The sequence below is a fragment of the Streptomyces pathocidini genome (genome assembly GCF_001418495.1).
Classification (GTDB): domain Bacteria; phylum Actinomycetota; class Actinomycetes; order Streptomycetales; family Streptomycetaceae; genus Streptomyces; species Streptomyces pathocidini.
This window is the reverse complement of record NZ_LIQY01000737.1, coordinates 1-1,239: the sequence shown is the minus strand read 5'-3', so window position 1 is coordinate 1,239 and position 1,239 is coordinate 1. Positions and strand designations below refer to the sequence as shown.

Genomic DNA, 1,239 nt, shown 5'->3' with positions numbered 1-1,239 from the left:
TCCTGCCTGGGTTCGGGCCGCGGATCCTGCCCGGTCTCCGGCCGCGGTGAGGGCCTGGATGAACTCGGCGCGCAGGAGTTCCTGCGCCCAGGCGTCGGCGGCGATGTGGTGCTTGGCGAACGCCAGGTGGGTGGGTCTCCCGCGCCGGGTCAGCAGCCGGGCGCGCCAGCCGTGTTCGCGGGTCAGGTCGAAGGGCTGGGTGGCCAGGTCGGCCGACTGGGCTTCCGCGCGGGCCGGTTGGGCCGTGTCCAGCTCGACGGCCGGGAGGGCGTCGTTCCAGTCCGGGTCGGGTGGGAGCTGGCGGGGCGCTCGGGTCGCGGCGTCTGTGAGGTCGTACCGCAGGCGCAGCGAGGGGTGCCGGGCGACGACCGTACGCAGCGCCCGCCGCACGTGGTCCGCGTCGGCCCCCTCGGGGAGGGGCCACAGGGCGGCGTTGTTGGGCTCGTGCCAACGGTGCCGGGGGAGGTCGCGGATGTCGTGCCAGACCGAGAGCTGGCCCAGCGCCAGGCGCACGCCAGAGCTCACACCATCTCCCTAGTTTTTCGTGATGCGGAATTGCGATTTCACTTGCCGGTAGTGGATGCTGCCACAGCCCGACAGGTCTTGGCCAGCCCTTCCCGCGTCCGGGACGCGGGCCCTACGCGAGTCGAGGACGACCATGGACGCGCTCCCTGAACTGCCCGGACAACTGCCCGTACAGCCGCCCGGACAACTGCCCGGACTCGGCCCGCATTCGGGCGAGTTCCTGCATGAGTTCCTGCTGGCGGCGGCGCGGAAAAGCCCCGATCGCCCGGCTGTCGTGGAATCCGCGGGGGCGGGAGAAACCACCGTCACCTCGTATCGCGAACTGTCCGACCAGACCCGTTCCTTCGCCGAGGAAATCCATGGACTCGGCCTCGACATCGGTGACCGGGTCATTCTGGAATCGGACACCACGGCGGCCTCGATCGCCCTGTTCCTGGCCTGTTCCTCACTCGACCTCACGTTCGTTCCCGTCAGCCCGGATACCCCCGACGAACGACTGCTCGCGATCGCGGAGACCACCGAGGCGGCGCTGCACATCCGGGCGGCCGAGAAGCCGCGGGAGGGAATTCCGCACAACGTCGGTACGGCGTGTTTCCGTTGGGGTGGAATAGCAGTCGATCGGCGCCCCGCTCCGCGAGTGCGCCGCCGCCGGGAAAAGGCCGTCACCGACCCGGCGTACATCATCTTCACCTCGGGCACCACGGGCCGCCCCAA

General features: G+C 70.4%; 2 protein-coding genes. One reads left to right on the top strand and one right to left on the bottom strand.

Annotation, left to right across the window (positions count from 1 at the left end; all coding sequences use genetic code 11):
* On the bottom strand, window positions 1–525 hold a 525-nt coding region (locus tag AOK16_RS24930; protein ID WP_240483745.1), incomplete at its 3' end, for a condensation domain-containing protein.
* 133 nt (window positions 526–658) lie between these two features.
* On the opposite strand from AOK16_RS24930, the gene AOK16_RS24925 reads away from it, so the two are divergent.
* A partial coding sequence (locus tag AOK16_RS24925) for an AMP-binding protein (RefSeq protein ID WP_157859353.1) occupies window positions 659–1,239 on the top strand: 581 nt, incomplete at its 3' end.